Consider the following 25,105-nt stretch of genomic DNA (forward strand, 5'->3'; position numbering starts at 1 on the left):
CACTATACTAAAACAAGAGGACAGACATAAAATGCAAATTAATAATCACCAGAAAAAATAGACTAGCTATTTTAGCGGTTTGGCTTTCTTTATTCTTGGCCGAAGTACTATGCCAGGAATACGCCTTATTTTCCTTCCGTTACCATCACGCTTACGAGGACGTTCATTCCATAATTTTAACATAATGACTATAAGTGCCATTAACGCTGTTATTCCATTTGCAACTAATAGTGGTAAGTCGTTTAGCTTTGCACCATACGCAGACCAGCAACTTACGCCAAAAAAAGTGCAGCCCACATCCCAATTGATAACCCACTGGTATCTTTATTTTTAAGTATATGGACGACCTGCAAAAAAAATGAGCCCGTTGTTACCCATGCAGCCAGTGATCCCAAAGCCAGTGGCCACTGGAAAAGAAAATAAATAGATAAGAAACACAACAACATTGTAACAATAATAATAATTAAATTATTCACTACTCCTCCTTTTTTTAAGGCAAATATCCAAAAACTCTCAATCAGAAGCTGCATTTTTGCCTGGTGTAATTTTAAGTAAAGCCCCCCAATGCAGTTATAGCCTCTCATATACCGAATTAGCTGTCATCCTCCCATTACAGAATTGAAAAATAACCTGATTTTCATTACTATGCCCTACCACCTCAAATTCACTCCCGCTTTTTAAAATTAGCTTTAGTCTTCCCGAAATTATGCCCTCAAGTCAAGTCCTCCTAAAAATCACTGCACAATGATAATTTCAGAGTGTTTTGAGTGTCACTGTAAGATTGTCAGGAACATTAAAGTGCTGCTGAGAGGCAATGACGCGTGTTCATCATATCTTCATGTCGCGCATATAAAACCTACGTTTTCACATAACATTTTTCGTAACTTATGTCTATTTAACATTCTTGTTACAGTGCAGAACAGCGCATCATAAATACTTATAGCATTAGCTAACCTCGCATTTTCAAATGCATAAGTAATTCCAACCAATAGTTAGTATTCTTCCCTATTGCATCTTGACAGGGCGATTTCCGTCAATGCAATGACACGATCATATTTCACTAATAAGTTAACAAATAACAGGGAAAGAACCGTTAAAGCTATATAACCATATGCCAGTCCTGTAATCCAGTCATGTCCTTCAATCGGTTTTGATATAGTGATTATCATAGAGATGACACCTGGAAGTATCCCTAATTTTTCGACAGGCCCTGCAACAAGATTTATTCTTTTATTCAAATATTCCCGTTCATGCCTGACTTCCATCAACCCTATTTCAAGAGTGTCCTTTCCTAATAAAATAAACTCTGGAACGAAACGTTCATCAATGATAGATTCTTTTCTAATATTCTGATCAATACTGGCACTTAGCGGAGAAAAAAAGAAATATTTAATCGACCCTCGTTCCTGGTAGACTTTAATCAGGGGAATAAACATCAGTAAAAGATATGATAGAAATATGAGCAGCGCAGATAAATTGATAAGCCATTGCCCGGCAGGCTTAATAAGAAAATAAATACCCATGAACGTGAAGGCGAGCGAAACAGTAAAAACCAGCACAATGAATAATTTTAATTCCAGTCGGTTATTTGCAATTTTTCTGCCGTTCTTCAAATCATGACTCATGAGACTTCAACAAATCAAAATACTCCCTCACCCCTTTTTTATTATTTTCAGCCATCGCATTACACCCAATAAAATAAGTTACAAATCATCCCATTACGTTTTACTAAATCACTCCAGATAATATCAAAACCGACCAAAGCAGTAAAGATATAATTTATGCTTTACAGCATAATATAACTACAACCGATGACCGGACCTGGAGATATAGAAAAAAGCTATCACCCCAAAATGCAGGCAAAACAGATTCTTCGCTCAACTGAAAAAAAACCTACGATTTAAGGATATCGAGGAGACACCTGATGAGATTTTTTAAAGTCCATGTCAACTGACTCTTTTTGTCAGACAGGTGTGATCAGGCTATAGAGATGAGTAACTTCTGGGTTAATCTCATCATCAATCCGCCATCCACATCGCCTGAACACCATTTCAAATGGTGGAATATTACCAGTTATACGGACTTTGAGCGGTGTTACTTGTTTACCGTCTTCATCAAAAGCCACAGCCAGTGCAGAACGACAAATATAGATACCATTCATATCCGGATTCATTGAAACAGCATTGCGACCAGTCCATTCTCGCTCTGAAAGTAAACAGTATATCCAGTTCATAGCCTTGGCCGTTTCCAGCGCAAAAGTCAGCCGGAAAAGGTCAGTTTGTTCTGACAACACTCCGCTACCAGAATACCAAAGGTATTCAAGCTTACCTGAAAGCCTGGCCTTCCCCCCCATAGTTCTTCCCTGCTTTAGCAACCACTCAATGTCAGGTGCTACTTCTCTCGGAAGACGATGCTGTTTCAATGCTGCCGCCAGCCAGCGCGTCAGAAACAGATTTTCCTCAAACTCTGACCTGATTGCGCCACCCTGGCCCGCCAGTCTCAGCGCCACTAGTGCGCACCACGCCATATGCCCTGCTTTCTTTGTCAAGGATTCATCTGTCACTACGTCATTCTCTCATCTACCAGTTATTACTTTCCCCGAATACTTTTCCTCAGGAGGGTCCCTGCTCCTGACTCATAAAAATGGCCCCTGATTTATTTTCATCCCCCCATCCTGACATGGCGAACGAAATTGAACACCGCTTTTCCATCCTCACCAATATCCCTAGGCTTACAGTAAGTTTTACGAGAGCATATTTATTCTCCCCCAGACCACATATCCGCTCCTGCTTTCATTATTTAAGAGGAGGTGAAAAAACGACGTTGAGTCTATTATATTTGCCTTAGAGCAAGCTGTACCAGTTCAGGCAAGGTTATGTCAAGTCTTCAACACATGCTTAACGCCGTGTGTTTGTCTAAATAAAAAAAACGCATTGTTCGGTCACTTATCTTTTTTGTCCAGCCAGCCGCTCCACAAGGTCAGCAGCAAACCGACGATGACCATAATCGCGCCAACCCACGGCGTCGCACCCAGTCCCAGCCGGGAATCCGCCACCAGCCCGCCGATGAAGGCGCCTAGCACGATGCCGGCATTGGCGGCCGACACGTTGATGGTGGAAGCGATGTCTACGTTGCCCGGCCGATGGCGCTGAGCAAGCTGCACGACGTAGAGCGCCAGCCCCGGCACGTTGCAGAACATGAGCGCGCCCAGCACGCCGAGCGTCAGGATCGAACCGATCACTGACGAGGCCGTGAAGGTGAAGATCAACAACACCCCCGCCTGCGCGCCGAGCATCAGCGCCAGCACTGGCACGACCTTCTTGTCGGATACCCGCCCGCCAAGGAAATTGCCGACGATCACCGCCCCCCATAAAGGGCCAGCATCCACGCCACGCCGTTCGGGCCAAAGCCGGTGATGTCGGCGAGGATCCTGGGCAGGTAGGCGAAGGCAACGAAAGTGCCGCCCAAGGCGCAGAAGTTCATGCCAAAAACGATCAGCAGGCGTCCGCTGCCCAGCACCTTAACCTGCTCAATGAAGCTGCCGGCCGGCGCGACGTCAATCTTCCGCGGCAAAGTGGCCGCCATCGCCAGCAGCGACACCAGACCGATGGCCGCGACAAACCAGTAGGCCATCGACCAGCCCAGGCGCTGCCCGATGACGGTTGCAATCGGCACGCCAGCGGCGACCGCGGTTGTCAGACCGCCGAACACGATCGCCACTGCCGAGGCCCGCCAATCTTCCCGGGGTCCGCTTGGAAAACGGAAAATATCCTACGCTAAGCCGATTTTTAGGCAGGCTTATGTCGTTGAACTCATGCCGATTCAGGGTGATCTATGTGATAGATGGCTAACCCACTTCATGACGATGGGCGAGAAAACTCGCCCTTTTTATTTAAGAAAATCAGTACTAACGGAGGATAAGAAGCGGCTGTTGCGTCTTTTGCAGCATTTCAGAGGTATGGCTACCGATAAAGAATTGTCGCAACCTGGAATGGCCGTAGGCCCCCATTACTATCAGATCGACAGCATTTTCCTCGGCGTAACGAATAAGCGCATCCCCGACGGATTGCCCGGTAATATGTGCTGTGCTGTTTTCTATACCCACGTCACGTAAAATTTGTTGTGCGGTCAGCAGACCTTCTTTCTTACCGTTTACCATGACAAGGTGACACTCCAGCCCGCTGAGTAAGGGACTCATCGTCAGACGCTCCAAGTTTCTCCTGCTTTCTTCACTACCATCATAAGCAAACATGACTCTGGAAGGCGCTGAGTAGTTCTCCGGAACAACCAGCAGGGGTTTCTTTTGCAGACGAATAACGCTTTCCAGATGAGAGCCTACCGGATACTGGCTACCCCGACGCCCCAGCACCATGAGACAAAGGTCGCTCAGCTGTGCCGGAATTTCATCCGGTGTACCGTGTTTTTGCATCAAAAGCACATTAGTGCTTCCCTGTTTTTGAAGCAGTTCAGCACAACTTTCCAGTATTGCTTTCCCCTGCGCCATCAGCAGGCGATTACGTTGCCCTTCGATTTCTACCAGCTCATCGGTTAGCAATTGCTGACTGTCTATGCCGAGAGTGCCGGTCAGGTCTGACACCACCGGGGTGCTGTCTTTTTCGATAACGTGCAACAGTGCAAGCTGTGAGTGTAAAGTGCGGGCTGCCCACGCACCATATTCACACACGGACCGCGTTGAAAGTGAACCGTCCACACAGGCTGTAACAGTATTATTCATAGTTTTCCCTCCGGTCTGTTAATGACCGCCCATCAGTTTTTCGACTTCTTCAGGTTTATCGTGGACACCAAACCGGTCAACGATGGTGCGGGTAGCTTCATTCATCCCACGTATCTCAACCTCGGTGCCCTCTCTGCGGAACTTGATGACCACCTTATCCAGGGCGCTGACGGATGTGATGTCCCAGAAATGGGCGTGTGAAACGTCTATCACCATATTCTCAATCGCTTCACGGAAATCAAAGTGGCTGGTAAAGCGGTCTGCTGATGCAAAGAATATCTGGCCGGTGATGGTATACGTCCGGCTCGTCCCTTCCAGAACTGAGGTTACACGCATGAACCGGGATACTTTCGTAGCAAAGTTGAGCGAAGCAATCAGTACACCGGTCAGCACGCCGAAGGCCAGATTATGTGTTGCCACCACAACCGCGACGGTAGCAAGCATGACCACGCTGGTTGAAAGGGGGTGTGTACGCAGGTTTGTAATGGAGCGCCAGGAGAATGTCCCGATGGAAACCATAATCATCACCGCGACAAGCGCTGCCATCGGGATTTGGGAAACCCAGTCGCGCAGAAACACAATTAGGCAAAGCAGCACCACGCCTGCTGTGAGGGTTGAAAGCCGTCCACGTCCACCGGATTTTACATTGATAACGGATTGTCCAATCATCGCGCAGCCTGCCATTCCTCCGATAAAGGATGTGCAGATATTCGCGATACCCTGAGCTTTGCACTCCCTGTTTTTGTCGCTTGGCGTGTCGGTCATGTCATCCACAATAGTGGCGGTCATCATCGACTCAAGCAGGCCAACCACAGCAAGCCCCGCAGAATAAGGCAAGATGATGAGCAGCGTCTGGAGATTTAAAGGCACGTCAGGAAGCAAGAAGACCGGCAGGCTGTTGGGAAGTTTCCCCATATCGCCGACGGTTCGCACATCCAGATGCAGCCACATGGCAATGCCGGTCAGTACCACGATGCACACAAGCGGTGAAGGAATGGTTTTGTTGATATAAGGGAAGAGGTAGATGATCCCGAGCCCCGCCGCAGTCATGGCATAAACATGCCATGTCACGTTGGTCAGCTCAGGCAACTGGGCCATAAATATCAGTATTGCCAGCGCATTAACAAATCCCGTGACCACTGAGCGTGAAACAAAACGCATCAGCCCGCCGAGCTTCAGGTAACCGGCTATCAGCTGGAATACTCCGGTCAGTATGGAGGCGGCCAGTAAATACTGTAAACCATGATCTTTCACCAGCGTCACCATCAGCAGCGCCATTGCGCCGGTGGATGACGAAATCATCGCCGGACGTCCGCCAAAGAAGGCCATAACGAGAGGAATACTGAACGCCGAGTAGAGGCCCACCTTGGGGATCGACACCGGCGATAATGGAAAAGGCGATCGCTTCTGGAATGAGTGCGAGCGCGACAACAATACCAGCCAGAATGTCACCACGGACATACCCAGCCAGTCCTTACGCGTCGAGGACAGCAACATAGTTATTTCTCAGTTTTTAGATACAGAGTCAGCCCCGGAGGACTACATTTTTACGTACGGTAAAGCACATCCGCAGACGGGATGTTATTGAGTGCGTTCTGAGGTTCGCTCAGTACGACAGAGGAAGGAAAAACTCAGGGTGGCGTAATTACGCATAACGATTGTCCGATTCTCCAGAGCGAGAGAGCATGTATTGCCGGGTCTGTTGCCCGGGATGAATGAGAGGCATAGGGTCTGAGCCAGGACCAAACCAAAGCCGCCCAATACTATAAACAAATTACAGGCAGGGTCAAACCCGGGATTCAGTACATAAGTCCTCACCAACAAGTGATACACATATTTTGCTTTGAAATGCCTGGCACATAGCTGATCGTCAAGCTGGAGCTACATTCAGGATGATTGCTGTCCTGCCTTTACCCTGAGTATGGTTTGCCGGGTAGTATTAAATTCCCGGGCGATGGCGCTGATACTTACCCCAGCCTTAACACGTGCAATAACATTAAGTTGTTGTTCTTGATTCAGAGCTGAAGGACGACCAAACCGCTTTCCAGCTGCTTTCGCTCTCGCAATACCTGAATGTGTGCGCTCAAGAAGCAAATCCCGTTCAAATTCCGCCACCGCTGAAATCACCTGCATCGTCATTCTCCCGGCAGCGCTGGTTAAATCAACACCTCCGAGCACTAGGCAGTGAACACGAATATCTGATGAAGCCAGTTGCTCTACAGTTTTTCTTATATCCATGGCATTACGCCCAAGACGATCCAGCTTGGTGACGATCAGTACATCACCATTTTCCATGCGATCAAGCAGCCGGATAAAACCGGGACGTTCGCTGGCAGCAACCGAACCACTTATATGTTCCTCAATCAGTCGCTGGGGTCTGATGGCAAAACCCGCCGCTTCAATTTCCCTTTGCTGATTCTCGGTGGTTTGCTCAAGAGTCGAAACCCGGCAGTAAGCAAAAACTCGTGACATAGGAAACTTTCCGTACGAAATGGACGTCCGAATTATAGCACCTGTACGAAATGAATTTCACTTACTTTCGGACAGATATATTAGAAAGTGTACGAAACCGACCGGTTTCGGTCAGTGCAAAGCGATAACAACAATGAACTATTTGTAGAGGAAGCATTTATGCCGCGGAGACAAATACTCAGTAGTGAAGAAAAAGAACGCTTGCTGGTTGTACTGGATGATGACGTCCTTCTGACACGCATGTGTTTTTTGAGTGAACATGATCTCACGCTTATTAATAAACACCGCAGACCCGCAAACCGCCTGGGCTTTGCTGTTTTACTCTGTTATTTGCGGGGGGCGGGGTTTCCTCCCGACAAAAATGCGTCTCCTCACGACGGAGTCGTTTCCCGGCTTGCGGCTCATTTGAAACTTCAGCCTGATTTGTGGGCCGAGTATGCATCAAGAGAGGTCACCCGCTGGGAGCATCTGGCTGAACTTTACCGCTACCTGGAATTATCCCCGTTCAACCGGACGCTGCAAAAAGCCTGCATTCGCCACCTTTATCCCCACGCCATGCGGACAGACAGAGGTTTTTTACTTGCGCAAGAAATGCTCTCCTGGCTCCACAATAATAATGTCATTTTCCCTTCTTTTGATGTTATCGAGCGAACCCTGGCCGAAGCCACAACGCTTGCAGACAGGGCGGTATTTTCTGCGCTGACCGAGCAGCTTGAACCGGAACATAAAGCGGCGCTGGACCGTCTGCTGGTCTCTGAGGGAGAGCAACCTTCACGGCTGGCTTGGATGCTCCAGCCTCCGGGAAAAATTAATGGTAAGAATGTCCTGCAACATATCGACCGGTTAAATGCGATAGAGTCGCTGGCACTGCCTGACGGTATTGCGCTTTCCGTTCACCAGAACCGGCTCCTGAAACTCGCACGTGAAGGCAGGAAAATGAGTAGCCGGGACCTGGCAAAATTTACGGCTGTTCGCCGTTATGCCTCGCTGGTTTGTGTCATATCGGAAGCCAGGGCCACCCTGACTGACGAAGTTATTGATCTGCACGAGCGCATTCTGGGCAGCCTGTTCAGCAGGGCAAAACGCACGCAGGCCGAACAACTCCAGCAAACGGGAAAGCTGATTCAGAGTAAGCTGAAGCAATACGTTACTGTCGGGCAGGCATTGCTTAATGCCAGAGAATCCGGTGAAGATCCCTGGGCTGCAATAGAAGACGTCCTTCCCTGGCAGGAATTCATCAACAGCGTTGAAGAGACACGGTTCCTGTCACGTAAGGACAATTTCGACCCGCTGCACCTGATCACCGAAAAATACAGTACGCTGCGTAAATACGCCCCCCGGATGCTGTCCGCGTTGCAGTTCAGGGCTGCACCCGCCGCAATGCCTCTCAGTGATGCACTGGATACCGTCAGGGAGATGTATCGAAAACAACTCCGAAAAGTACCGCCTTCCGCGCCAACCGGGTTCATCCCGGAAAGCTGGAGAAAAGTTGTGATCACTCCTACAGGCATTGACCGAAAATATTACGAATTTTGCGTGTTGAATGAACTAAAGGGAGCCTTACGTTCAGGTGACATCTGGGTAAAAGGATCTCGCCGCAACAGGAATTTCGATGATTATCTGATCCCGTCTGGCGATTTTGACAAATCCCTCCGGGATAACCAGTTACCCCTTACTGTTCCGACTGATTACCATGAATACATCAAGAGCCGTATGACTCTTCTGGCATCGCGCCTGGAGGAAGTCAATGCGATGGCGCTGGTCGGTGATTTGCCCGATGTTGATATATGGGATAAAGGCGTGAAAATTACTCCGCTGGATAACAGTGTCCCTTCAGCAGCATCCCCTTTAGGCGATCTGGTTTATGGCATGCTGCCTCACCCTAAAATTACTGAAATGCTGGATGAAGTGGACGGCTGGACAGGTTTTACCCGCCATTTTACACATCTCAAAAATAACCACGTCAGACCTAAAGACAGGAAGTTGTTACTGACCACCATCCTGGCAGATAGCATCAACCTTGGGCTGACAAAAATGGCCGAATCCTGTCCGGGAACGACAAAATCGTCACTTGAGGGCATCCAGGCCTGGTACATCAGGGATGAAACCTATTCAGCTGCACTGGCCGAGTTGGTTAATGCTCAGAAAAAACGGCCTCTGGCAGCATTCTGGGGCGATGGATCAACGTCATCGTCTGACGGACAGAACTTTCGGGTGGGGAGTCACGGGCGTTATGCGGGTCAGGTCAATCTGAAATACGGTCAGGAGCCTGGCGTGCAGATTTATACGCATATTTCGGACCAATACAGCCCGTTTTACACCAAAGTCATCAGTCGTGTGCGGGACTCAACACACGTGCTTGATGGTCTGCTGTACCACGAAACCGATCTGGAAATTACAGAGCATTACACCGACACCGCAGACTTCACCGAGCACGTTTTCGCGCTAATGCATCTGCTCGGATTCGAATTTGCGCCAAGGATCCGGGCTCTTAATGGCAAGCGGCTGTTTATTCATGGAAAAGCTGAGTTGTATCCAGGGCTTCAGTCAATCATCTCCTCAACCAGCCTGAATCTTAAGGAAATTGAAACCCACTGGCATGAGGTACTGCGTCTGGCAAGTTCTATAAAGCAGGGAACGGTCACAGCATCACTGATGATGAAAAAGCTGGCCAGCTACCCGAAACAGAATGGTCTGGCAAAGGCTCTGAGGGAGATTGGCCGCATCGAAAGGTCATTGTTTATGCTGGACTGGTTCCGGGATCCTTCCCTTCGTCGACGTGTACAGGCGGGGTTGAATAAAGGTGAGGCCCGCAATGCCCTTGCACGAGCAGTCTTTATGCACCGGCTGGGGGAAATCAGAGATCGGGGACTGGAAAATCAGAGCTACCGGGCCAGCGGGCTGACATTGCTGACTGCGGCGATTTCACTGTGGAATACAGTATATATAGAAAGAGCCATAGATTCTCTGAAGCGAAAAGGGATCCCACTAAATGAACAGCTGATTTCTCATCTGTCGCCGCTGGGATGGGAACACATCAACCTGAGTGGGGATTACGTCTGGCGAACAAACCTTAAGCTGGGACAGGGAAAATACCGTTCGTTACGCTCAGTAGATAACGGTCTGTACAAAAAACAGGCATAACGTAGGATATTTTCCGTTTTCCAAGCGGACCCCTTCCCCCACCAGACTCGCGGCGATCGCCGCACCGATGCCGAAAAAGATGCCATGCGGCAAGACAGAGACAATGCGCGCGACGATGAGGAACTCATAGCTCGCGGCCAACGCGGCCACCGTATTGGCGAGGACGAACAAGGCCATCACCGCAAGCATCAGCGTCTTGCGCGACAGGTTTCCCGTCAGCACCGCGAGGATCGGCGACCCGAAGCTGACGCCCAGCGCATAGCCGCTGACGACCAACCCGGCGCGCACCAAGTTGACCCCGAGGTCATCGGCGATCTGCGGCAGCACGCCGACGCTCGCGTATTCGCTGGTGCCGATGGCGAAGCCACCGACCATCATGGACAGCAAAGCGGGCATGGTGCCGCGCTGGGTGGAAACGGCCATCAAACACTCCGGAATAGATGAATTGGAACAAGTTTTCCGAAGCATAGAGGGAACAGCTACGATGAAATAGATGCTTTAGCTCAATTCACCATTGAAATGGATTCTTTATATGTCTCGACAGAACATCAATCGCGCCTTCGAGATGGAAGTGTTCATCGCGGTGGTGGCCGCCGAAGGCTTCACCGCAGCCGCCGAACCATTGGGCATTACGGCCTCGGCCGTCAGCAAACTCATCAATCGGCTGGAAACGCGCCTGGGGACGAAGCTGCTGCCGCACCACGCGCAAGCTGCAACTCACGCCCGAAGGCAGCGCCTTCCATGCACGCTGCCTGCGCATCCTTGACTACATCGACTGCGCCGAGCACGAGGCCGCACAGGTGGGATTGCCGCGTGGGCGCGTGCGGATCAACAGCCATGTGGCTTTCGGCATCCACTACCTGTTGCCGCATTTGCCGGAGTTTCTGGAACGCTACCCGGACGTTCAACTGGACGTGACACTGAGCGACATCGTGGTCGATCTGCTGGACGACCGCAGCGATGTGGCTATCCGCACCGGGCCGCTGCCGGACTCGTGGCTGACCCAACGGCGAATTGGCGCGAGCGGCATGGTGGTGGTGGCCTCGCCCGACTACCTACGGCGCACAGGTATCCCCGAAAGACCCGAAGACCTGCGCCAGCATCGGCGCCTGGGCTTCAACTACGCCCGGCATGTGGATGCCTGGCCCTTCATCGACTATGACGGCGAGCGCATCGCCATCGCACCCTCAGGCGGTCTGCGCCTGGGCGATGGCGAGAGCATGCGTCAGATGGCGCTGGCCGGGGTCGGTGTCGGTGTCGCCCGGCTGGCGCGCTATCACGTCGGAGCCGACCTTGCCGCCGGCCGGCTGGTGCCCTTGCTGGAAAACCACAACTGCGGCGCCGTGGAAGACATTCATGCGGTGTTCGTCGGCCTTGGCCGCCATGTGCCGGCCAGGGTCAGGGTGCTGCTCGACTTCCTGGCCGAACGGGTCGCGCAGGATTTGATTGTGGCTTCCGGAATAGATTAAAGAACCTATTTTTCCAGAATACGCCGCAGCCACGTATTACCGCAATGCTCTTCTATGTTGACCACAGTTTTTTCACCAGGCGTGACCTGCCCCCGGTAATCATCAGGGAACCGAAGCGTTATTGTGCGTTGAATGCCTGATGGAACTAGGCCTAAGAATGGTTACGGAGTCAGGAATAATACTCATACGGCGACGGTTAAAGATTGTAAATTGAGTTCAGATGAAAGCCCTCTGTATGGCCTGAGCGGACCTACTGGTTCCGGTAAAAATACTTTGCTGCGAGCTCTGATGGGATTGTTGCTGCCGAAAGAAGGGCTGGTTTTGCTGGAAAAATGCGTAGTAGGTTGAAAAAAGGCCACGGCATAGCCGTGACAGAGTTAACGGAGGCGCAGGCTTTTAACCCCGTACCTCACTGTAGGATGCAATATCCTGAGTCGGCAAAGCTGGCTCATCGCTTACGAGATAAAGTACCCGATTGGGCTGAGACGCTCCGGACGCACCTTTGTGTCCGTCGACATGTTCGCCGCCGTCATAGCAGTCGTAACCGCTGAGACCGCTCAAGGACTCTCTGTAGCTGTGACGCACCTCGCAGTCAAATACCGCAGAAATTTCCCCGACAACCTCACCTGACGGCGGGAACCAAGGCGTATCCATCTGCAGCGTAAGACTGTTTGGCGTATGGCGCTGCCAGTTGACATTGTGCCCGGCCGGCCACTCCAATACCGTACTGCCTGCAGTAGAGGCTGGTTATGGTCGATACGCCTGACATCAGCCCCCCGGAACCGTTCAGCTCTGCTGCCAGCCGCGTAGGTATGACGGCCAGCATATCGCAGGGCTTGGAGCGTTCAGGATACTGGCTGAGCCGCTCCCAGGCAGTTGCGGCATCAGACTCATCGCCGGCACTGACCAGACCAAACCAGTCGGTGTATTGCCTGGCAATCAGCTCCGCCATAACCTCACGTGCCGGGTCGGGAATATTTTCCCATTTCAGCGCGCCCAGACCTGACTGGTGATACAGCCGGTCAATGGTCCTGATAGTTTCCGTATCGAGGACGGCATCCTTAAGCAGGAGCGCCAGCCAGCTTTCAAACGCCTGATTGGCCGCAGTGGAAAGCCCTGTGCCTGCACGGACCAGACCCTGAAAAGGCGGATACGACGTTGTGCGCACCGGCTTGAGTATCCCCGCCGCGTCGGCCAGAAACAGCTGTATGCTCTGCTGCACGGCGTGGCGGTGACGCGGTACGTCAGTGCCGTTTATCCACTGCAGCATGACATCGATGCAGACGGATTTACCGGTGATTTCCAGGCGGTTATGACACCATTCGGACATAGTGAATACTCCTCTTTCATAAAAAAAAGAGGACACAGCCCCGTGAGGAGCGGTGTCCTCACGGGACGGCGGCAGTTACGGAATAACCGCCACCGGATAAGTTAATTACGCCGCCACAGCCTGACTTTCATGCAGTGCCAGCAGATATTCCGACGCTTCCCGGGCATGCCGGCAGGCGCGGAACAGGGCCTTTTTGTCAGATTTCAGCACCTTCAGCCAGTGGTCCACATAGCTGTCGTGCTGAACCTCACCAAACACGCCGAGCTGAGCACACAAAAACGCGCTGCCCATTTCGGCGATGAGCTCCTCAAAGGCATACACCGGGTCCCCGAACTGCCGGGATGAGGAGGTTATCCCCTCCCGGTTAAGTCGCTTCGCATGACCGGTACTGTGTACCAGCTCATGCAACAGCGTGGACCAGCAGTCCGCCTCCTTAAAAAACTGCTCAGCCATCGGCATCACAATTTCATCCGTCAGCGGGCGGTAATAAGCCCGGTTCTGAGGCAGCATCCGGTGTTTAACCCCTGTGGCGTTAAACATCCGGATCACCCTGTTCATCACGTCCGGACAGAGTATGCCGTCCTCATCCACCGTCGGTGGTTGCTCAGGTGAAGCCGCAACCTCTGCCGGCAACCCCTCACACTGCTCAGCGTTGAACAACTACAGGGGTTTAAGCATCGGCACGGTTTCCATCAGCGGTTTACCGTCACTGTCATAAAGGCGGTTGCCTTCTCGATCCTCCGCCTGCTTCGTCCAGTCCTTATAAACCACCGCCAGGGTGGCTTTCTCACCCTTACGCACCTGCCCGCCAGCCTGCTGCGCCTGCCGGTAAGTCATCCAGTGATTATTGCGAAAACCCTGCTCTTCCGCTGACATCCAGAGAAGCAGGACATTCACGCCGCTGTAGTGACGTCCGGTTGTGGCATTCAGGGGCAGACCGGCCAGACCGCTGCCGGCAGCCGCACGCCACGGCTTACGCTAGGGCGCGACGCCGTTTTCCAACGCGACAACAATGCGGTCGGTGATCTGGCGATAAAGATCAGTCTGTTTTGCCGGACGGCGAGCCGCCTTGTGTGAAGTTGTTTTTTTCATGAGATATACCTTTAATCAGAGGCATACCCCTGCGCCGGCGGGCGCAGAGATACGCCCGTCGACGGGAAATTCAGAAGTCAGTTACCATGCGGCATAAAACACAGGTATTCATGTTCAAAGTCAAAATCACTGAGCAGGCTTTCCAGCCTGTCACGCAGGGTGAAAACGTACTGCAGCTGGCGCTGAAGAAGCGGATTATCCTCATTACCCTCTGTAAATGTCGCAATCGCACAGTCCAGCCTCTCTTTCAGTTGCTGAATATGCTCGCGTGACAGTTCCAGATAGGTCGCGTTTTCCACCTCACCGACATGCTTATCCACCCAGGTAACCAGTGAAAAATCGCGGCTCAGTTCACACACCGGATGATACGGTGCCGGTACTGCGACGATCTGCCTGTGCTGGCTGTAGAGAAATATATCCAGTCCCATACGGGCCTCCTTCGGTTCAGAAAGAGGCAGGAACCTTTCCGGCAGGAAAAGTCCCTGCCGGGGTGATAACGTCCGGTTATTCGCAGCGCCCCCTGCGGGGTCACCTGGGATAACCTGGCCTGCAGCCTGCCACAGGCGTTCAGAAAGGTTTGATGATCTTCAGGCTTCGCCCGCTTACAGCTGATGAAGGCCGCCTGGGTCAGCAGACGCACGGCGTTTTCACGCCAGCGGCAGAGTTCATCAGGCCCGACACAGGCACTGAAGTGACAGACCGCACTCACCAAAAACTGATCGGTCTTCTGGCGATACTGCGCCACTTTTACCCGGTCAGTCGCTGCGGTGAGCACCTGTATCTGTGTATTGGTAATCAGGATCCTCAGGTCCGTCCTGCCGGACAGTACAGAGGTGGCGACCGCGTCGCTTATCGTCAGTGATTCAATTAAATCATTGCCGCCAGCAAGCAGGCGCGCCGTTTCGTACCAGTTCTCATTTTTCTGAGGGTGACACCCTGCGGCATACGCAATACGCGGCACCGGATCGTTGCCCTGCCAGGCACCGGTGGCCGGCATAAGATAAACACCCTCATCCTTTGCCAGATGAAGCCGAAGCCGGCCTCCCTGCATGCGGGCGGTCAGCAGGACGTTCGTCAGGTCTTTATTGTCGAAAAAAAGCATGGGTTCTCCTGTAAAAACGGGAGAGCCGCTCCGTCCGGAGTCATCTCTCCCGACGGGGTTAAAGTCATTACTGTTTAAAACGAGTCAGATTTTTCCGCGACCCGCTTCAGTTCATACAGCTGAAATTCAGCTTCTGTAAACGCATTCCAGTCGTCGTTGCTCAGTACCCGCTCACCACCAGACAGCAGCTGCAGCAGCAGGGAATCAAACGCGCCATCGCTCACCGGTGTTTTCAGTACCGGCTGAGGCGCGGTCAGCGTCGGTTGCTCAGGCAAGCCGAGATGTTGTTCAATCCAGCGTAACGGTAACGCCCAGCTGCGACCCTCGTCTGAAGAATGTATCCGGAAGCTGTCAGGACACAGGTTATGCAGCAGGACCATCACAATGCGTGCAAAGAAATCGCAGGGCTGATGCTGAAAATCCAGCTCCTGGATACTCAGCGTATTGCGGTTGCGCTCACGCTCAATCGTCATGTTGACCGGCCAGACACTGCCGCCTGTGTCGCCACAGAACGCCATGACATCAGCAACCGGAAACAGGTCAGCCGCGCGATTAAGCGACGGCAGATACGTATTCCCCGGACGCAGACGCACCGGCAGTTGCCAGAAAGTTTCTGTAACGGCCAGAACGAAAGCATGCCAGTGTCGCAACGGAACCGTGCTGACATGCTCGATGGTGTAGACAACCGACATGGAAGCCGGCGAAGAAAATAGGTTTTTCATCGATAAATCCTCCGCGAATAAAAAGGGGGGATTTATGCCCCGGACGGGAGTAAATCCCCGTCAGGGTCCACAACATTTTACGGTCACGGCCTTCATCAGCCGATCAGTTCAGTGCATATGAATCTGATTGCTCCTGATACACATATTCAGGATTAAAGCGGAGGCGTTGCAGCACAGCTAACGACAGTGGATCAGCGAAATTTATGCCAGAAACGGCCACACCATTCAGTATGTCGCCAGCCTTAACCCGGGAAGAATATCCGTAATACTGACACCAGACGCAAAGTTCGGGGTCAGCCGGATCACAATCACCGAGGGGTGCGATAAAAACCTGTTCGCCACAGGAGATGTTATCTCTGAGGATTTCGCCCCGGATGAAAACGCCACTTACGGGGCTGTAATGAGCGGGACATACATCCCGTCGGGCCTCAGACATCGACAGAATACGAAAAGTGACATCGTGCAGCGCTTCAGTCATAAGAATGCCCTCCGGAAAGAAAACTGTAGCGCAGGTGTGCCAAATGCTGTGCCTGACGGCAGGCATGGCGGTATGCGTTTCGACGACCTGTCATTCCCTCAGGAAAGGAGACCGGCAGGCGGTGAAAAACATACTCGCCGCGGTGGCAGCCTGTACGGACGGTAAGAAAGACCTTAACGCCCTAGTCTTTGACAGAAGTGATATGCGCACGGACGGCATAATTGCCCGAGCCGTTGACATACCAGCCGCTGTTGCGATGCAGATAAATGAAAGATTTTAATTTCCAGACAGTTGCGTCAGCAGACTGCTGAAGTTGAGTAAGAAGGTGTTCAGGGAAAACCGCAGAAGAGATGACAGACATTGTGTTTCTCCATAAAAAAAGGAAACACCTGCCCGGCCGGGAAGTGTTTCCCGTCGGGGAGTCAGAAAAAACAACATTCTGACTGTCTGATAAGTTGAAATGACCTCAATCACTATTCAGTGATATCCGTTTCCAGAGGTTAAACGGATTTACCACCCGAAGGTATCCTCTCTCAGGCTGCGAGGATTTTCCGGTCACCCGAAGGTGTTTCTCTCAGACCGGTAAAACGTTGGTTGGCAGTCACCCGAAGGCGCTCCTCTCAGACTGCCGGAGCATTAGCTGGTTGCATGTAGCAACAAGTAAGCCTGTCTATTTTCAGAGCAAATAGTGATTATGTCAACCTAGGTATCAAATGGGTGTACCTATTAAATACTACCCAATTTATTGATAGAATATAAATAAGTTACCATTCATATGATACCAATTGGAATGTGACTATTTTAATGTTACTGCCGGAGGGACTTTGTTTATATTTGGATATCTTCGTGCTTCAACACATAGAACAGGATGCGTTGCGTGCAAAAGCGAGGCTCAAGGACTTTGCTCAACAACACAATCATCGCATAGCTGGCTGGTATGTTGAAAATGCTTCAGGTGCAGCATTGCATCGACCGGAACTGATGAGACTGCTTCAGGATGCAGAGCCAGGAGATGCGATAGTTATAGAACAAGTAGATCGGCTTTCACGTTTGGATGATAACGGCTGGGAGTCTTTAAAAAAGATGATTCATGAGAAATCGCTTTCAATAATAAGCCTTGATCTGCCTACAAGTCATATTGCGCTATCCAGATCCGCAGCTGATGACTTTACCCGTAGTATGCTCCGGGCAGTGAATAATATGATGCTGGATATGTTAGCCGCAATTGCTCGTAAAGATTATGAAGATCGCCGCAGAAGGCAGATGGAGGGAATTACAAGCGCCAGGGAGAAGGGAAAATACAGGGGAAGGCTGGCAGACAAGGAAAAACATGAATTAATAAGAACTCTCCGCAATAAAAACGGAAAGTCAATAAACGAAACGGCAAGGCTCGCTGGCGTATCACGCATGACCGTTATTCGAGCATGTAAGGATAAAGATTGACTTTGAATAAGCCACAGCCCTGATTGTGCTGTGGCGTTACATCCTAAAATTGAATTGTAAAAACGTCTATTCTGTTTCCTCACGAAAATAAACCTGTTTGATATACCGCCCCCGGCCATCTCCGTGGCCCAGGTCCATTTAAACTAATGCCTCGGCTTCATCGCGACTCATTCCATTTTTAATATGATGATTTACAGCATCCCGTGAGTAAGCATAACGTAAACTGTGCGGCGCATTTTTACCATTCATCCCTGCCTCTCTTACAATATTTCGGTAACGATCAATTGCGGTATGCAGAGAGGGTTTATCAATCAGCTTTCCGTTATGTTCATTGACATAATGAATTGCCTTATCAAGAATTGATAAAACTTTTTCACGATTGAAAACTGTTGTTTCTCTCGGCCGCCCGCCTTTCGTCCCGAAAACAACACGGACACGCTCATTATTGTTAATCAATGACTGCTTCCATGTTTTTAACGACTTTGCGGACTGCACGGTTTCTTCTGTTCTCAACCCAAGGTATCTTGAAAGTTGTACCGCGAGCGCAACACCTTCATCTTTTTTAAGCGCAAAATTCACAACCGCATTAAGTTTTTCATCTGTAATAGGGAGTTTAGTGCCATCCCGGTTAGCACCAGAAATTTCCAGGGCTTGATTACTCAGGCTGGTATGATTGGGATCGGCCAGTTTATTTCTCCCTGCTGATAATAAAACAGAGCGGATAGCAGACATCTCATTCTGTAACGTCCTGAGAGACAAACTATCTGCCTTCCTGCTCTCAATATACTTTTCAATATGGGAAGTTTTGATATGTTTTACGTCCCTAATCTGAATATTCAGTTCAGACAGACGTTCAGAAAAACGTTCTGCAATTCTTGAGCGGTCAGCCACAGTTTTATAACTTCCCCGTCCCTGACGAGCAAGTGTGACAAGTTGTTTACACAGCTGTTTACTGAATCTGGACATTCCTATATCTCCACAGGGATACACGTCCCTCGGCTTGTAAATAAGCGGACGGATCTGTACCCCAGTAATTCATCCCCGACGACACGGTTGCTTTTGCGCTTCCTGCGTCTCAACTGGTATCTGTGCATCGGGGCGGCGAATTGTTGAGTTCTTGCGAGGCACCCCAGATCTCTGATCTGTTTGCTGCTTATGCAGAGCTGACTTACGTCAAGCTGCCTCCAACACTACTGTTCGCAGTGTCGCCATCGATACCGAGTCGATTTCCTCCTTACTGATAGTTGAACGTTCAGACGGCCTTCCGTCGTGCTTACGTTGATGTAAAAGTGAGTTTAATACCGTACTGACACGGACTACATGTTGGTCAGATGGTAGTAAAACGTTGAAAACCACGTCGTACGTGGGTTGAGACGTTATGCGCTGCGCGCGTCAATTGGTAGTGTCTTCGCCACTTCACAAGTGACGCCGCGCAGCTTCGTGCTCCTAATGCAACTCCATAAGCGGCCAAATGTACCAAATGGCCTTATCCGTCGATGCAAAAGTCGTACGAAACTCAGGGCGTATCCCTGGCAAGAATCATAACGTAGTGAAAGATCAGAGCCTGATTCAGCTCCTTTAATGACAATTCAACATCAGGAAGATGTGAATCATTGAGGCGTTAGCCGGCCAGTTTTTGGTCGGTGACCTTATCCACATTAGTGGCCCCCGTTTTCAAAGGTTAAACGGGTTTACCGCCATAAGGCGTCCCTCTCAGGTATGTGGGACATTAGCTGGCAGTCACCCGAAGGCGCTTCTCTCAGACCGCTGAAGCATTGGCTGGTAACCGCCCGAAGGCACCCCTCTCAGGTTACAGGGGTTTTGGATGGTCGCCGTAGCGACTTCTAATGCACTGGTGATGTTAGCAACGCCCCAGATGATCGTCAACTTTCTTATATTATTCATTGTCAGGGTCTGCATATATCACCATTCCAACAGCCATTAGATCCTCAACGTCATTAGCAAGAAAAGGTATAAAAGATTTGCTTTGAATTTTTTCTACTATACCTTGCCCAACGACTACAGGTACGTACTGGTGGCCAGGAAAAATATCATTTGGCTTACCTACCAGCACACCTCCGGTATATTCATGGCAATCAGGAAATACACTTGAAAGTGTACTCAGATATGAAATATCAATCAAATGACCAGTATCTGTTGTATACCAGGCATGAAGATTTAGGGCAGGCGTCTCAGAAAAATCTTCGGGCTGAAATCCCTTACTGGACCATTTTTCAAACTCATCATATGTGGGATTATAAATCCATTTATCTCCCTTCCATAATTGACCGACTGTTGTCCAAATTTTACAGCCAAGTGCGGATTCAAAATATGGCTGAAGGAAATGACACCACTTAAGACATTGCCCTGCTGAAAAAGAGAAGCTATCCACTTCATGCTTCATGACATACTTTTGTCATCATATTATTATAATCCAATTCACCATCTATCAAATCCCTTATTGAACCTTCATTAAAGCCCAGTCTTTTTTTAAATTTTAATGCATGCTCAAAGTTGGCTCTGTAATCCAGGGTTTCGTCACACTCTATAATTCGGCCTTTATATTTATTATGAAAACAGGACAAGAGATTAAACACGCTTACTCCTTATATATTTACGAGTGCGGATATAGCAATATCCACACCCTTAATAATTAATTATTTCCCTTCAGCCACATTTTTAATATTTTGCATTAAATTCTGCAAACCGCTACTTGCGAGTCTTTGCTTTGAAGAAGAACTGTACGTTATATGAATACGACTACCTGACCCATTTTTTCAAGCTCAACAGTAAGGTGATCATCATAGTCACCCCAGTATGAGCTCATTTTATAATAACTTCCAGTCATCGCATCCCATTCCTGATTACTATCGGTAATTGCGCTGGCAGTCCATTCGCCATCGTTATTTTTTCTCTGATTGATCTCAGTTCATCATTAGAAATAAACTTATACTTCCTTTTAATTCTTGCTGCTGCAGTATCAACATCTACTGGTACAGTATAACTTTTAGAGGTCGATTCTTTTTTTCTGAAGGAGATACTTTCATACGCTGCTCCTCATTTCCTGAGGAGTTACCTCTCATGGAATTCATTATTCCTGAGGCACCGTCACTGATTTTCTGGTTTGTAGTTGCTATATCATTCATACTACAAGCTGTTACGAGAGCAGGTAGTATTAAAATAGTATATAAACCCTTCATATTCCTTTTTTCTCCCTATTTTTACCGTGAAAATAAGAGCTTTAGTACGACTTAATATTCCGTCACATTGTAACAGACTGTAAAACCCTGCCGTATTGTATAATGAAAGTCAATGATGAGGTATAACAAATGGCTGGCCGTAAAAGGAAGCTCATTTCACTTTAATTATATCACTTAGCTTAGTCGTGAAGGCGGGGGAAAGCCTTTTTCTGCGCATCTTCCAGCCCATAGATGCATCTTTAATACCTTGCCCTGCAAACCAGACAGAGCCTTTGCCTGAATGGTTAATGCTGTCTATTAAAGTCATCAGCTCTTCGCTGTTACGATGAGGCTGAAAGTCATCAAAAAGGCTTAATTGAGATACGGCAGCGCTTCGGAAATCAGTGAGCATCACGCCAGCACGATGATAACGGTGCCCTGGTACAAATATCGTATCAAATGCCTTTATAGCCGCGTTGATGATATCCCGTGAATCCTGAGCGGGTACAGCAAGCTCTGTTACCGCCTGATTCTTATAAAACACCGCATTTTCTGAGAAAGGGCTGGTACTAATGAAAACCGCTACCCGTTTACAAAATTGATGCTCTGCACGGAGTTTTTCTGCTGCACGTTCAGCATGAGCGCAAATGGCCTGATGCAGGCGGACTTCGTCCGACGGTTTTTCTCCAAAAGATCGGGAGCATATGATTTGTTCTTTTAGGGCAGTAAATTCTTCTAAACCGAGGCAAGGAGTTCCGTTCAGCTCTCTGACCGTGCGCTCAACAACTACTGAGAACTGTTTACGAATGAATGAAGGCGACAGCTCAGCCAGCTGAAGTGCATTGTTAATGCCCATAAACTGTAATTTTTTACCCAGCCGCCGTCCGATACCCCAGACCTCCTCAACTGGTACTAAAGCCATTAACTTACGCTGACGCTGTCTGTCACTGAGATCTACCACACCTCGCGTTGCGGGCCAGCGCTTACTTGCATACTGAGCCAGTTTGGCGAGCGTTTTTGTAGGGCCTATTCCCACTCCCACAGTCAGATGTGTTCTTCGCTTAATCTGATCACGTATCTGGTGGCCAAACACCTCAAGCGATAACAGATTACGCATACACGTAAGATCACAAAAAGCTTCGTCGATACTGTAAATTTCCACTCGCGGAGTCAGTAACTGCAAAATAGTCATCACTCTGTCTGACATATCAGCATTTATGTGGAATAGAAAATCTACGAAAATTATTAATACTTTGAATAGCAGCGAAAAGCGAACACTCAATTATAAAGCCTTTAGTGTAAGTACCAATGCCTGTTGATAGATCCCGCCTGTTCTGCAAACAAACTTCAATTGATGAATTAAAGTAACCGTAGTCATTAGCCAGGTTCATCGCATATCGTTTTTTGTCGTCAAAACTTAAGGTTGATTTGCACCTCAACCATAAGGACGATGTATGTCAGATAAAAAACGTATCGCCATCACCGGATCGTCAGGGAAAATTGGCCGGGTTACAGTAGAGTGGCTTGAGAAAGCGGGTTATGACCTGTTTCTCATAGATAAAACAGACCCGATAACTGATACTCATCCTGCTATGATCGCTGATTTAGAGGATTTTGGTGCAACACTCGACGCGCTTTCCTCCGTAGGAGAAGACGTTTACTCACGACCCGAACTGGCAGCCTTTGATGCCGTTGTTCACCTCGCCAGTATTCCGCATCCTAGGATGATCCCCGACTCTGAAGAGTTCAGAAACAATATGCTGTCCACTTTCAACGTGTTTGAGGCATGCAGGCGTCTGGGTATTAAAAATATCGTCTGGTCATCGAGCGAAGTCCCTACCGGCGTGCCTTACGACCAATGGGATCCACCTTATGTGCCGGTAGATGAATATTATCCGACTCGTGGGCTCAGCATTTATGCGCTGACTAAAGTGCTGGGTGAAGAATTGGCCCGTCAGTTCTGCCTTAATAATCCTGATATGCGCATTACCTGTTTGCGGCTTTCTAACGTTATGGCGCCGCAAGAATATGCTCAGTTTGAAAGCTGGCAGGACGATCCGACCGTCAGGTTATGGAACATGTGGACCTTCGTTGACGTCCGGGACGTTGCTCAGGCAATTGAGAAAGCCCTTGAATATGACGTCAGGGGTAAAGATGAGTTCTTTATTACAAGCGATGTCACCTGCATGCGAACCCCTACGCAGGACCTTCTCCACCGCTACTACCCTGACGTTGAACAGCGTAAAAAATTTGCAGGTAATGAGTCAGTGCTGAGCAGCGAAAAAGCAATGCGTGTACTGGGTTACCGTCCGGCTCACCGCTGGACCGACAGCGTCTGATGATCCCTTTGCTACCGGCCTGTACAGGGTCGGGTAACATCTTTTAACTGGAGAATTGTATGAGTGAAAAAAAACTGGCTCTCATAACCGGCGCAAGTAACGGTATCGGACTGGCGCTGGCGGAAGAATTTGCGGCTAACGGATACGATCTTGCCATCGTAGCCCGGGATGAAAAAAAGCTATCAGCCGCCCGCGAACATCTGCAAAAACACTTCTCAGTTAACATTCACGTATTCAGTGCTGACCTGAGTGAGTATGACCAGATAACTGACCTTCAGGTCAGAATGGATAGGGCCGGTTTAAACCTCAGCGCCCTGGTCATAAACGCTGGACAGGGCCTCGGTGGCGCCTTTATTGACGGTACCGATCTTGAAAAAGAGCTCAGGTTAATCCGGCTTAACGTTGATGCTGTGGTCCATCTCTCTAAAATATTTATCCCGCGGCTTGTTGAAAAGGGCAACGGACACGTTCTTGTCACTTCCTCGCTCTCCGGCTCGGCACCAATACCTTTTGAAGCGGTTTACGGGGCGTTAAAAGCTTTCGTCAACTCCTTCTTTTACGCCATACGCAACGAGCTGATGGGAAGCGGTTTATCGATGACGCTTCTGATGCCCGGGGCAACGCAAACCAATTTCTTCAAAAATGCAGGACAGGCAAGCACGACGGTAGGTTCCATGAAAAAGGACGATCCGAAAGAAGTGGCCAAACGCGCCTGGTATGCCCTGATGACGGGGCATGAATTTGTCTACGGAAGCGAGTATGCCGAGTATGAGGGCGAGGTGATGAACAGAATGATGAGTGAATCGCACAAGGCTCAGCGTCACCGCATCATTTCTGAACCCAATTCTGCCACGAAAAAATAAAATACGCACGGCGCCGGGCATCAGCCCAGCGCCTCTTTCAGCAGGGTAAATACAATACCAAAAGCATGGTTGCTGACGGCCTCGTTGTAATGCGTTTTGCCCGGAACATCGGCTCTGGGACAGGTAAAAGAGTGAACCGCGCCGGCATAGCTCGTCAGCTGAAAATCACATCCGCAGGACGCCATTTCACCGGCGAAAGCTTGTATCTGCTCAGGGGTTACAAAAGGATCGTCGGCCCCGTTTAAAACAGCGATCTTGCCTCTTATATTCCCTTTTTCAGCAGGAATACGGGTATCAAGTGTACCGTGAAAACACGCCGTGAGAGCCAGAGGCGCTCCGCTGCGCGCCAGCTCGAGCACGCAATGCCCGCCATAGCAGAACCCTACAGCAGCAAGCTTATCCGCATTTACGTACCGAAGTTCCGCCAGTCGGGCCAGCGCTGCGTTAAGTATCAGCCGCTCTGCCGACCAGTCCTTGACAGAATGCATACAATTAGCCGCCTCCTCTGCCGAGTCAGGCAAATGGCCGTACAGATCGGCGACGAGCACAACGTAGCCTTTTTTTGCTATCGTGCGCGCATGTTCAATGCTTGATGCTGCGGTACCCATCATATTCGGGGCAAGAAGAATACCGGGAAGCGTTGCGTTTCCGGGATCACGAACGAGTACACCCGTAAAGATTTTTCCCACAGCATGGTAGTGAATGAATTCTTCAGTAATTGGCATGGCTCTGGCCTC

General features: G+C 49.7%; 21 protein-coding genes and 6 pseudogenes. 6 read left to right on the top strand and 21 right to left on the bottom strand.

Going from position 1 to position 25,105, the window contains the following annotated elements:
- Nucleotides 1-272: 272 nt before the first annotated feature.
- The 8 genes and pseudogenes from AC6I8M_RS15060 to AC6I8M_RS15095 all read right to left on the bottom strand — a co-directional run bounded on the left by AC6I8M_RS15060 (nt 273) and on the right by AC6I8M_RS15095 (nt 7,207).
- Nucleotides 273-584, bottom strand: a complete 312-nt coding sequence (locus AC6I8M_RS15060) for a hypothetical protein (RefSeq protein ID WP_498013482.1) — start codon at nt 582-584, stop codon at nt 273-275.
- 408 nt (nt 585-992) lie between these two features.
- A complete protein-coding gene (locus tag AC6I8M_RS15065; protein ID WP_498013483.1) occupies nt 993-1,625 on the bottom strand; it encodes a hypothetical protein in 633 nt (210 codons plus the stop codon).
- 338 nt (nt 1,626-1,963) lie between these two features.
- Entirely contained in the window at nt 1,964-2,548 is a 585-nt protein-coding gene (locus AC6I8M_RS15070; protein WP_195910868.1) for a DUF2913 family protein, read from the bottom strand.
- A gap of 393 nt (nt 2,549-2,941) precedes the next feature.
- Complete coding sequence (locus AC6I8M_RS15075; protein ID WP_318285120.1) at nt 2,942-3,361, bottom strand: MFS transporter; 420 nt, start codon at nt 3,359-3,361, stop codon at nt 2,942-2,944.
- Entirely contained in the window at nt 3,358-3,720 is a 363-nt protein-coding gene (locus tag AC6I8M_RS15080; RefSeq protein WP_318285119.1) for an MFS transporter, read from the bottom strand. Before AC6I8M_RS15080 ends, AC6I8M_RS15075 begins: the two co-directional genes overlap by 4 nt.
- Nucleotides 3,721-3,907: 187 nt before the next feature.
- On the bottom strand, nt 3,908-4,735 hold the full coding sequence (locus AC6I8M_RS15085; RefSeq protein WP_498013484.1) for a universal stress protein: 828 nt from the start codon (nt 4,733-4,735) through the stop codon (nt 3,908-3,910).
- Nucleotides 4,736-4,753: 18 nt separating this feature from the next.
- Nucleotides 4,754-6,232: pseudogene (locus AC6I8M_RS15090) on the bottom strand (SulP family inorganic anion transporter).
- A gap of 390 nt (nt 6,233-6,622) precedes the next feature.
- Nucleotides 6,623-7,207, bottom strand: coding sequence for a recombinase family protein (locus AC6I8M_RS15095; RefSeq protein ID WP_498013485.1), 585 nt, complete (start codon nt 7,205-7,207; stop codon nt 6,623-6,625).
- A gap of 159 nt (nt 7,208-7,366) precedes the next feature.
- On the opposite strand from AC6I8M_RS15095, the gene AC6I8M_RS15100 reads away from it, so the two are divergent.
- Nucleotides 7,367-10,351 carry a Tn3 family transposase gene (locus AC6I8M_RS15100; protein WP_058948792.1) on the top strand — a complete coding sequence of 995 codons (2,985 nt, stop codon included), beginning with the start codon at nt 7,367-7,369 and terminating at the stop codon, nt 10,349-10,351.
- Here AC6I8M_RS15100 and AC6I8M_RS15105 read toward each other — a convergent pair.
- Nucleotides 10,316-10,774, bottom strand: a complete 459-nt coding sequence (locus AC6I8M_RS15105; protein WP_058948791.1) for an MFS transporter — start codon at nt 10,772-10,774, stop codon at nt 10,316-10,318. The two genes, AC6I8M_RS15100 and AC6I8M_RS15105, sit on opposite strands and share 36 nt — an antisense overlap.
- A gap of 109 nt (nt 10,775-10,883) precedes the next feature.
- Between AC6I8M_RS15105 and AC6I8M_RS15110 the strand changes: the two are divergent.
- Nucleotides 10,884-11,820: pseudogene (locus AC6I8M_RS15110) on the top strand (LysR family transcriptional regulator).
- Between the two features lie 132 nt (nt 11,821-11,952).
- Nucleotides 11,953-12,168: an ATP-binding cassette domain-containing protein gene (locus AC6I8M_RS15115; RefSeq protein WP_082670869.1), complete on the top strand. Its 216-nt coding sequence runs from the start codon at nt 11,953-11,955 to the stop codon at nt 12,166-12,168.
- Nucleotides 12,169-12,216: 48 nt separating this feature from the next.
- Here the strand turns inward: AC6I8M_RS15115 and AC6I8M_RS15120 are convergent.
- The 7 genes and pseudogenes from AC6I8M_RS15120 to AC6I8M_RS15150 form a co-directional block, all read right to left on the bottom strand.
- Nucleotides 12,217-13,150, bottom strand: a pseudogene (locus AC6I8M_RS15120) (DUF1281 domain-containing protein).
- 105 nt (nt 13,151-13,255) lie between these two features.
- A pseudogene (locus AC6I8M_RS15125) lies at nt 13,256-14,242 on the bottom strand (ArdC family protein).
- 77 nt (nt 14,243-14,319) lie between these two features.
- Nucleotides 14,320-14,562 (bottom strand): hypothetical protein, encoded by a 243-nt coding sequence (locus tag AC6I8M_RS15130; protein ID WP_498013486.1) that lies wholly within the window; start codon nt 14,560-14,562, stop codon nt 14,320-14,322.
- A 26-nt stretch (nt 14,563-14,588) separates the two neighbouring features.
- Nucleotides 14,589-15,344 (bottom strand): DUF3085 domain-containing protein, encoded by a 756-nt coding sequence (locus AC6I8M_RS15135; RefSeq protein ID WP_318285114.1) that lies wholly within the window; start codon nt 15,342-15,344, stop codon nt 14,589-14,591.
- 74 nt (nt 15,345-15,418) lie between these two features.
- Nucleotides 15,419-16,066 carry a hypothetical protein gene (locus AC6I8M_RS15140; RefSeq protein ID WP_058948789.1) on the bottom strand — a complete coding sequence of 216 codons (648 nt, stop codon included), beginning with the start codon at nt 16,064-16,066 and terminating at the stop codon, nt 15,419-15,421.
- A 103-nt stretch (nt 16,067-16,169) separates the two neighbouring features.
- A complete protein-coding gene (locus tag AC6I8M_RS15145; protein ID WP_058948788.1) occupies nt 16,170-16,544 on the bottom strand; it encodes a hypothetical protein in 375 nt (124 codons plus the stop codon).
- Nucleotides 16,545-16,725: 181 nt separating this feature from the next.
- A complete protein-coding gene (locus AC6I8M_RS15150) occupies nt 16,726-16,905 on the bottom strand; it encodes a hypothetical protein (RefSeq protein WP_195910867.1) in 180 nt (59 codons plus the stop codon).
- A gap of 463 nt (nt 16,906-17,368) precedes the next feature.
- On the opposite strand from AC6I8M_RS15150, the pseudogene AC6I8M_RS15155 reads away from it, so the two are divergent.
- Nucleotides 17,369-17,987, top strand: a pseudogene (locus AC6I8M_RS15155) (recombinase family protein).
- Nucleotides 17,988-18,053: 66 nt separating this feature from the next.
- Here AC6I8M_RS15155 and AC6I8M_RS15160 read toward each other — a convergent pair.
- The 4 genes and pseudogenes from AC6I8M_RS15160 to umuC all read right to left on the bottom strand — a co-directional run bounded on the left by AC6I8M_RS15160 (nt 18,054) and on the right by umuC (nt 22,448).
- Nucleotides 18,054-18,953 (bottom strand): annotated as a pseudogene (locus AC6I8M_RS15160) (integrase domain-containing protein).
- 931 nt (nt 18,954-19,884) lie between these two features.
- Nucleotides 19,885-20,391 carry a hypothetical protein gene (locus AC6I8M_RS15165; RefSeq protein ID WP_072216133.1) on the bottom strand — a complete coding sequence of 169 codons (507 nt, stop codon included), beginning with the start codon at nt 20,389-20,391 and terminating at the stop codon, nt 19,885-19,887.
- A complete protein-coding gene (locus tag AC6I8M_RS15170; protein WP_498013487.1) occupies nt 20,381-20,584 on the bottom strand; it encodes a hypothetical protein in 204 nt (67 codons plus the stop codon). Before AC6I8M_RS15170 ends, AC6I8M_RS15165 begins: the two co-directional genes overlap by 11 nt.
- Before the next feature lie 754 nt (nt 20,585-21,338).
- Entirely contained in the window at nt 21,339-22,448 is a 1,110-nt protein-coding gene (umuC, locus tag AC6I8M_RS15175; RefSeq protein WP_318285113.1) for a translesion error-prone DNA polymerase V subunit UmuC, read from the bottom strand.
- Nucleotides 22,449-22,620: 172 nt separating this feature from the next.
- On the opposite strand from umuC, the gene AC6I8M_RS15180 reads away from it, so the two are divergent.
- Nucleotides 22,621-23,505 carry an NAD-dependent epimerase/dehydratase family protein gene (locus AC6I8M_RS15180; protein WP_058948786.1) on the top strand — a complete coding sequence of 295 codons (885 nt, stop codon included), beginning with the start codon at nt 22,621-22,623 and terminating at the stop codon, nt 23,503-23,505.
- A 59-nt stretch (nt 23,506-23,564) separates the two neighbouring features.
- The gene (locus AC6I8M_RS15185; protein ID WP_058948785.1) at nt 23,565-24,368 is read left to right on the top strand and encodes an SDR family NAD(P)-dependent oxidoreductase; all 804 of its coding nucleotides are present in this window, start codon (nt 23,565-23,567) and stop codon (nt 24,366-24,368) included.
- A 20-nt stretch (nt 24,369-24,388) separates the two neighbouring features.
- On the opposite strand, the gene AC6I8M_RS15190 is transcribed toward AC6I8M_RS15185, so the two are convergent.
- Complete coding sequence (locus AC6I8M_RS15190; RefSeq protein WP_498013488.1) at nt 24,389-25,093, bottom strand: dienelactone hydrolase family protein; 705 nt, start codon at nt 25,091-25,093, stop codon at nt 24,389-24,391.
- Nucleotides 25,094-25,105: the final 12 nt, after the last annotated feature.

This window comes from Type-A symbiont of Plautia stali (genome assembly GCF_059731155.1).

Excerpts from the sequence above, each read along its gene's own strand:
- AC6I8M_RS15060 (WP_498013482.1), bottom strand. The coding sequence starts at position 584 with ATGAGAGGCTATAACTGCATTGGGGGGCTTTACTTAAAATTACACCAG.
- AC6I8M_RS15065 (WP_498013483.1), bottom strand. The coding sequence starts at position 1,625 with ATGAGTCATGATTTGAAGAACGGCAGAAAAATTGCAAATAACCGACTG.
- AC6I8M_RS15085 (WP_498013484.1), bottom strand. The coding sequence starts at position 4,735 with ATGAATAATACTGTTACAGCCTGTGTGGACGGTTCACTTTCAACGCGG.
- AC6I8M_RS15095 (WP_498013485.1), bottom strand. The coding sequence starts at position 7,207 with ATGTCACGAGTTTTTGCTTACTGCCGGGTTTCGACTCTTGAGCAAACC.
- AC6I8M_RS15100 (WP_058948792.1), top strand. The coding sequence starts at position 7,367 with ATGCCGCGGAGACAAATACTCAGTAGTGAAGAAAAAGAACGCTTGCTG.
- AC6I8M_RS15105 (WP_058948791.1), bottom strand. The coding sequence starts at position 10,774 with ATGGCCGTTTCCACCCAGCGCGGCACCATGCCCGCTTTGCTGTCCATG.
- AC6I8M_RS15115 (WP_082670869.1), top strand. The coding sequence starts at position 11,953 with ATGCCTGATGGAACTAGGCCTAAGAATGGTTACGGAGTCAGGAATAAT.
- AC6I8M_RS15135 (WP_318285114.1), bottom strand. The coding sequence starts at position 15,344 with ATGCTTTTTTTCGACAATAAAGACCTGACGAACGTCCTGCTGACCGCC.
- AC6I8M_RS15140 (WP_058948789.1), bottom strand. The coding sequence starts at position 16,066 with ATGAAAAACCTATTTTCTTCGCCGGCTTCCATGTCGGTTGTCTACACC.
- AC6I8M_RS15145 (WP_058948788.1), bottom strand. The coding sequence starts at position 16,544 with ATGACTGAAGCGCTGCACGATGTCACTTTTCGTATTCTGTCGATGTCT.
- AC6I8M_RS15150 (WP_195910867.1), bottom strand. The coding sequence starts at position 16,905 with ATGTCTGTCATCTCTTCTGCGGTTTTCCCTGAACACCTTCTTACTCAA.
- AC6I8M_RS15165 (WP_072216133.1), bottom strand. The coding sequence starts at position 20,391 with ATGAAGCATGAAGTGGATAGCTTCTCTTTTTCAGCAGGGCAATGTCTT.
- AC6I8M_RS15180 (WP_058948786.1), top strand. The coding sequence starts at position 22,621 with ATGTCAGATAAAAAACGTATCGCCATCACCGGATCGTCAGGGAAAATT.
- AC6I8M_RS15185 (WP_058948785.1), top strand. The coding sequence starts at position 23,565 with ATGAGTGAAAAAAAACTGGCTCTCATAACCGGCGCAAGTAACGGTATC.
- AC6I8M_RS15190 (WP_498013488.1), bottom strand. The coding sequence starts at position 25,093 with ATGCCAATTACTGAAGAATTCATTCACTACCATGCTGTGGGAAAAATC.